The sequence below is a fragment of the Streptomyces sp. NPDC058691 genome, assembly GCF_042714775.1.
GTDB lineage: Bacteria > Actinomycetota > Actinomycetes > Streptomycetales > Streptomycetaceae > Actinacidiphila.
The window spans coordinates 88,295-94,294 of sequence record NZ_JBHXSO010000036.1 but is presented as its reverse complement, the minus strand read 5'-3'; the positions used below and the strand labels follow the sequence as shown (position 1 = coordinate 94,294).

Genomic DNA, 6,000 nt, shown 5'->3' with positions numbered 1-6,000 from the left:
GCCGCCGCCACCGCCGCGTCCACCCCCACCGCCGCCGCGACCGTCGTCGAAGCTGAAGCCACGGCTGCCGCCGCCGCCTTCGCCGCCGCGACCGCCGCCTTCGCCGCCACGGCCGCCGCCGCCACCGCGGCCGTCTTCGCGGCCTCCGCCGCCGCCGTAGTTGCCGCCGCCGCCGTAGTTGCAGCCACCGCCCCCGCCACCGCCGATGCCGCCGCCACCGATGCCGCCGATGCCGCCGATGCCGCCACCGCCGATGCCGCCGATGCCGCCGCCCCCGATACCACCGATGCCGCCTCCGCCACCGCCGTTGAGCTCGCCGGCGTTGCAGGAGCGCGGAGACGGGCCGACGTTGGCGATGTACCGGCCCGCCGACCATGCGTAGAGGTTCTGCGCCAGGCGGTACCAACGCGGATTACCGCCGATGTCCTGGCCATTGGTCTTGCAGACGATCGAGACCAGAGAGTTGTACGGGAGCACTCCCACCGAGCTGTACTGCGTGCCCGGGCCGCTGCGGACGCGCAGGCCGATACGGGCGATGACACGGCCCTGGTAGAGAGAACCGTTGGGGAGGCCCGCCGTCGCGGACGCGATCTCGCCGGACAGGTCAGGGAGGTCCTCGCCGGCGCCCACGCCTTCCGTGTTCCCCGAGGGAGCCGGTGCGGCCTTCGGCGCGCCGGGTGCAACGATCTCGTTGGCGAACGCGGTGCCCATCGTGCCAAAGGCAAGGGTGCCGGCCAAGACGCCGGTCACCGCTGTCGCGGCTGTCTTGCTTGCGCGGGTGTGCAGAGTCATCTGCATCTCCAAGGTGGAGCGGGACCCGACAGGGTCCAGGGATTGGAAGCCGGCGCGGCTCGGCGCCTTTCAAAAAATGGCGCCGGTGCCCGGTGCGCCGACAGCCGCAAAGGTGGCCATTTTGGCCTTTATGCGGCGTTCACGTAGATCACGCTAAATCTGCCACTTTGGGTGCGCAACCGGTGGCAGAGCGTGGCCGTTTGTGATCTTCCCTGGGCGATTACGCCGGGTAATCGGCCTCAGCTCGGGATGTTGTCGAAAGGCGCTGTCAACTGGCGCAGGAGATCCGCGAGTTCTCCGCGCTGGCGACCGGAGAGTTCGCCGAGGATGGCCCGCTCCTGTGCCAGCAGCCCCGCCAGGGCCTCGTCGGCCCGGTCCCGGCCCTCAGGGGTGAGCCGTACGAGGACGCCGCGCCGGTCCGAGGGGTCGGGGAGTCGTTCCACCAGACCCTTCTTCGTGAGCCGGTCGATGCGGTTGGTCATCGTCCCGGACGTCACGAGCGTCTGGGTGAGCAGTTGCCCCGGTGAGAGCTGGTAGGGCGCGCCCGCGCGGCGCAGCGACGTGAGGACGTCGAACTCCCAGGGCTCCAGGCTGTGCTCGGCGAACGCCAGGCGCCGGGCCCGGTCCAGGTGCCGCGCCAGCCGGCTGACCCGGCTGAGCACCTCGAGCGGTTCGACGTCGAGGTCGGGGCGCTCCCTGCGCCACGCCGCGACCAGCCGGTCGACCTCGTCCTCCATGGAGATCAGTGTAAGGGTTGTGTCGACATGAAGTCTCTTGACATCAAGAGATTAGGTCCGCAACCTTGTGGGCAAGGTCGGCCGCAGGAAGAGATCCACCTTTCGCCAGGGAGTTCGAGACATGCCCGCAGCATCGTGGGACCCGCAGCAGTACCTCCGGCATTCCACCCACAGGACCCGTCCCTTCCACGACCTTCTGGCCCGGATACCGGAGCTCCCCGGCCCGTCCCCGCGCGTCGCCGACATCGGCTGCGGCCCCGGCAACGTCACGGCCCTGCTCGCGGACCGCTGGCCCGGCGCGCGCATCACCGGCTTCGACAGCTCCGCCGAGATGCTGGAGGCGGCGCAGGCCCACGCGGGCCCCACCCCCGGGGGCGGCAGCCTGGACTTCAGGGCCGCCGACGCCGCCCACTGGGTGCCCGAGGAGGACTACGACCTGATCGTCTCCAACGCGGCCCTCCAGTGGGTCGAGGGCCACGCCGAACGCTTCCCCGAGTGGACCGGGCACCTGGTGCCCGGCGGGGTGCTCGCCTTCCAGGTGCCGGGCAACTTCACCTCGCCCAGCCACGCGCTGCTGGGCGAGCTCTGCGACTCCCCGGCCTGGCGCCACCGGCTCGGCGACGGCCACGGCCGCCGTTACGTCCACATCCTGGAGCCGGCCGCCTACCTGGAACGCCTCATCGACATCCCGGACGTCGACGTGGACGTCGACGTCTGGGAGACCACCTACGTCCAGCTGCTCCAGGGCGAGGACCCGGTCCTGGAATGGACCAAGGGCACCGCCCTGCGTCCGGTGCTCACCGAACTGGCCGACGACCCCGCGGCCGTCAAGGAGTTCCTCGGCCAGTACCGCGACCTGCTGCGCAAGGCCTACCCCGCGGGCCCGCACGGCACCGTCTTCCCGTTCCGGCGGATCTTCGCCATCGCACGAAAGGCCCGGTGATCCCGGTGATAGCCGCTCTCGACCACGTCCAGCTCGCCGCGCCGCCCGGCTCCGAGGAGCGGCTGCGCGCCTACTACGCCGGGATCCTCGGCATGACCGAGTTGCCCAAGCCGCCCGTGCTCGCCGCCCGGGGCGGCTGCTGGTTCACCTCGGGCGCCGCCCAGGTGCACATCGGGGTGGAGGAGGACTTCCGCCCCGCGCGCAAGGCCCACCCGGGCCTACGGGTGCGCGGCATCCGCGCCTACGCCGAGACGCTGGAGTCCCGGGGCGCGAAGGTCGTCTGGGACCACGATCTGCCGGGCCACCACCGCTTCTACTCCGAGGACCCGGTGGGCAACCGCCTGGAGTTCCTGGAGCCCGAGGGGGCCTGACCTGACCTGACCGGGACCGACCCCGGCGGCCGGGGGCGGCGGGCCTACAGCGTGAGGAACGCCGCCCCCAGCAGCGCCGCCCCGGCGATCCCCGCCACCCAGGCGGTGCGGGTCCACCGCAGCCCGCCCGCCAGCACGAGTGCCGCCAGCAACAGGGCGCCCCCGAACGGGATCCAGGTGTGCAGCACGCCGGCCGTGCCGACGCGCACCACCTCGTCGGTGCCGGGCTCGACGGCGACGGGGATCCGCTCGCCGACACGGTGCGTGACCGCCTTGTCGATCGTCACCTTCGCCCGGATGGAGCCGAGGCCGGTCGGCACGAAGGGTCCGGTGCAGGTGTCGGTGGCGCAGGCGGAGACCGTCATCGTCCCCCGCTCGCGCCCCTTGGTGAGCATCGCGTGCTGCGCGGTCTTCCACGAGGTCCACACCCCGGCCGCCAGGATCACCAGGACGAGCGCGCTCAGCACCACGATCCGCGCGACCAGCAGCAGACCCCACGTGCTCTCGGCGGTGCGGCGGGCAAGACTCCGTTTGGCCATGCGGGCGATCCTTGGCCATCGCCTGGCACTCGGTCAACCTCGCAGGTCGGTCAGGTGTTGTACGTGCCCTGCGCCCGCTCCAGGCCCTCGCAGATGAGTGCCTCCACGGCGTCGGCGGCCCGGTCCACGAACCAGTCCAGCTCCTTGCGCTCCGTGCCGGAGAAGTCCTTGAGCACGAAGTCGGCCACCTGCATCCGCCCCGGCGGGCGCCCGATGCCGCAACGCACCCGCAGATAGTCCGGGCCGAGCGACTTGGTGATCGACTTCAGGCCGTTGTGCCCGTTGTCGCCGCCGCCCTTCTTCAGCCGCAGCGTCGCGTAGTCGATGTCCAGTTCGTCGTGGACGGCAATGATGTTGCCGAGCGGCACCTTGTAGAAGTCGCGCAGCGCGGTCACCGGGCCGCCGGAGAGGTTCATGAACGTCATCGGCTTGGCCAGGACCACCCGGTGGCCGCTGACGCGCCCCTCCACCACCTGAGAGCGGCTCTTGTGGGTCTTGAAGCGGCCGCCGATCCGGTCGGCGAGCAGATCGGCCACCATGAAGCCGATGTTGTGCCGGTTGCCGGCGTACTCCGGTCCGGGGTTGCCCAGTCCGGCCACCAGCCAGGGCCCCTCGGGGGCGCTTTCCGCTGCGCTCATGCTCATGGCGTCCATTCAACAGGACCGCCGTCCGGCTCCTGGCGGAGCGGGACGGCGGTCGTGAAAAGCGTGCTGCGTGCCGCTGGTTACTCGGCGGAAGCGGCCTCGGCGCCCTCGGCGGCCTCGCCCTCCTCGCCCTCACCCTCGGCGGGGGCCTCGGCCTGGGCGGCGACGACCTGCAGGACGACGGTGTCGTCGTCCACGGCCAGGGTGGTGCCCTTGGGGAGCGGGATGTCCTTGGCGAGGATGGAGGTACCGGCCTCCAGGCCCTCGACGGAGACGGTCACGCCGTCGGGGATGTGGGTGGCCTCGGCCTCGACCGGCAGCGCGTTGAGCACGTGCTCCAGCAGGTTGCCGCCGGGGGCGAGCTCGCCCTCGGTGCTGACCACGATCTCGACGGTGACCTTCTCGCCGCGCTTGACGGAGAGCAGGTCGACGTGCTCCAGGAAGCCCCTCAGCGGGTCGCGCGTCACGGCCTTGGGGATGACGAGCTCCTTGCCGTCACCCTCGATGTCCAGGCTGATCAGGACGTTCGGGGTGCGCAGGGCGAGCAGCAGCTCGTGACCCGGCATGGAGACGTGCTTGGGGTCCTGGCCGTGGCCGTAGATGACACCGGGAACCTGGTTCGCGCGGCGGATGCGGCGGGCAGCGCCCTTGCCGAACTCGGTGCGCAGCTGGGCGGCGATCTTCACCTCGGACATGGGAATCACACTCCTCGTGATGACGGCGGGATCTGGACGGGATTTCTCACTGGTCGCCCAGCCCACGACGGGCCGTTCCACTTACGAGGAGCGCGCCGATAACGGAGTCCGCCGCCGAAACGGCAACGGCCTCCCTCGCCGAGCAACTCGGTGAGTCTACCCGGCGGGGAGGCCGCCCCGGAAATCGATCAGCGTGTGATCAGTGCGAGTCCTCGAAAAGGCTCGTCACCGAACCGTCCTCGAAGACCTCGCGGACCGCGTTGGCGAGGGTCGGCGCGATCGACAGCACCGTGATCTTGTCCAGTTCCAGCTCACCGGGCGTCGGCAGCGTGTCCGTGAAGACGAACTCGCTCACCTTGGAGTTCTTCAGCCGGTCCGCGGCCGGGCCGGAGAGCACACCGTGGGTGGCGGTCACGATGACGTCCTCCGCGCCGTTGGCGAACAGGGCGTCCGCCGCGGCGCAGATGGTGCCACCGGTGTCGATCATGTCGTCCACCAGCACGCAGATGCGGCCGCGCACATCACCGACGACCTCGTGCACGGTGACCTGGTTGGCGACGTCGGGGTCGCGCCGCTTGTGGACGATCGCCAGCGGAGCGCCGAGGCGGTCGCACCAGCGGTCGGCCACCCGGACGCGGCCGGCGTCGGGGGAGACGACGGTGAGCTTGGAGCGGTCGACCTTGGCGCCCACGTAGTCGGCCAGCAGCGGCAGCGCGAACAGGTGGTCCACCGGCCCGTCGAAGAAGCCCTGGATCTGGTCGGTGTGCAGGTCGACGGTGAGGATGCGGTCGGCGCCGGCCGTCTTGAGCACGTCCGCGATGAGCCGCGCCGAGATGGGCTCGCGGCCGCGGTGCTTCTTGTCCTGCCGGGCGTAGCCGTAGAAGGGCACGACCACGGTGATGCGCTTGGCGGAGGCCCGCTTCAGCGCGTCGATCATGATGAGTTGCTCCATGATCCACTTGTTGATGGGGGCGGTGTGGCTCTGGATGACGAAGGCGTCCGAGCCGCGTGCCGACTCCTCGAAACGGACGTAGATCTCACCGTTCGCGAAGTCGAAGGCCTTGGTCGGCACAAGGGAGACGCCCAGCTCGCGTGCCACCTCCTCCGCGAGTTCGGGGTGTGCGCGGCCGGAGAAGAGCATGAGCTTCTTCTCACCGGTCGTCTTGATCCCGGTCACTGCACCGTCTCCTTGGTGTTCAACGCAGCTTCGCCCACGGTCGGCTAGCCGGCGGAATTGTGTGCACCTCACACGGTACGCGCTGCTGGGAGCACCCGCGCA

8 protein-coding genes are annotated in these 6,000 nt (G+C 70.6%); 2 read left to right on the top strand and 6 right to left on the bottom strand.

Annotated elements, in window-relative coordinates; translation table 11 throughout:
• Both ACFWVC_RS24740 and ACFWVC_RS24735 read right to left on the bottom strand, forming a co-directional pair.
• A partial coding sequence (locus tag ACFWVC_RS24740; RefSeq protein WP_384290145.1) for an SH3 domain-containing protein occupies window positions 1-798 on the bottom strand: 798 nt, incomplete at its 3' end.
• A 233-nt stretch (window positions 799-1,031) separates the two neighbouring features.
• A complete protein-coding gene (locus ACFWVC_RS24735) occupies window positions 1,032-1,529 on the bottom strand; it encodes a MarR family winged helix-turn-helix transcriptional regulator (RefSeq protein ID WP_384290124.1) in 498 nt (165 codons plus the stop codon).
• 121 nt (window positions 1,530-1,650) lie between these two features.
• Here ACFWVC_RS24735 and ACFWVC_RS24730 point away from each other — a divergent pair, with 121 nt between their 5' ends.
• Window positions 1,651-2,472 carry a trans-aconitate 2-methyltransferase gene (locus ACFWVC_RS24730; protein WP_384290120.1) on the top strand — a complete coding sequence of 274 codons (822 nt, stop codon included), beginning with the start codon at window positions 1,651-1,653 and terminating at the stop codon, window positions 2,470-2,472.
• A 5-nt stretch (window positions 2,473-2,477) separates the two neighbouring features.
• On the top strand, window positions 2,478-2,843 hold the full coding sequence (locus tag ACFWVC_RS24725; RefSeq protein ID WP_384290142.1) for a VOC family protein: 366 nt from the start codon (window positions 2,478-2,480) through the stop codon (window positions 2,841-2,843).
• A gap of 44 nt (window positions 2,844-2,887) precedes the next feature.
• On the opposite strand, the gene ACFWVC_RS24720 is transcribed toward ACFWVC_RS24725, so the two are convergent.
• The 4 genes from ACFWVC_RS24720 to ACFWVC_RS24705 all read right to left on the bottom strand — a co-directional run bounded on the left by ACFWVC_RS24720 (window position 2,888) and on the right by ACFWVC_RS24705 (window position 5,898).
• Window positions 2,888-3,382: a hypothetical protein gene (locus ACFWVC_RS24720; RefSeq protein WP_384290118.1), complete on the bottom strand. Its 495-nt coding sequence runs from the start codon at window positions 3,380-3,382 to the stop codon at window positions 2,888-2,890.
• Between the two features lie 50 nt (window positions 3,383-3,432).
• A complete protein-coding gene (gene pth / locus ACFWVC_RS24715) occupies window positions 3,433-4,020 on the bottom strand; it encodes an aminoacyl-tRNA hydrolase (protein WP_384290115.1) in 588 nt (195 codons plus the stop codon).
• 86 nt (window positions 4,021-4,106) lie between these two features.
• Entirely contained in the window at window positions 4,107-4,721 is a 615-nt protein-coding gene (locus ACFWVC_RS24710; RefSeq protein WP_384290110.1) for a 50S ribosomal protein L25/general stress protein Ctc, read from the bottom strand.
• A gap of 199 nt (window positions 4,722-4,920) precedes the next feature.
• Entirely contained in the window at window positions 4,921-5,898 is a 978-nt protein-coding gene (locus ACFWVC_RS24705) for a ribose-phosphate diphosphokinase (protein WP_384290108.1), read from the bottom strand.
• Window positions 5,899-6,000 lie beyond the last annotated feature (102 nt).